Source organism: Bradyrhizobium sp. 25ACV, from assembly GCF_054863005.1.
The window spans coordinates 1-267 of record NZ_JAVAYO010000117.1 but is presented as its reverse complement, the minus strand read 5'-3'; the positions used below and the strand labels follow the sequence as shown (position 1 = coordinate 267).

Sequence of the window (267 nt, the reverse complement as noted above, 5' to 3'; positions counted from 1 at the left end):
CGCCCTTGCGCTCCGCCTCCCGGCGGACGATTCGGACTGCGGCGTCGACGACATCGCGCACGTTGAGGGCGGACTGCTCGTCGAGCGTGGCCTTGCCGGGCTCGATCTTGGAGAGATCGAGGATGTCGTTGATGATCTTGAGCAGGTGCCTGCCGCTCGCGTGGATGTCCTCGAGGTAGGTGACGTAGCGCGGCTCGCCCAGCGGCCCGAAGGCCTGCTGGCAAATGAGCTCGGAGAAGCCGATGATCGCGTTGAGCGGCGTGCGCA

The 267-nt window shown here is 66.7% G+C and carries 1 protein-coding gene; it reads right to left on the bottom strand.

Annotated features, from left to right (window positions below):
- Window positions 1-267, bottom strand: a 267-nt coding sequence (locus RAD04_RS38800) for a sensor histidine kinase (RefSeq protein ID WP_461627982.1), incomplete at both ends; no start/stop codon positions are given.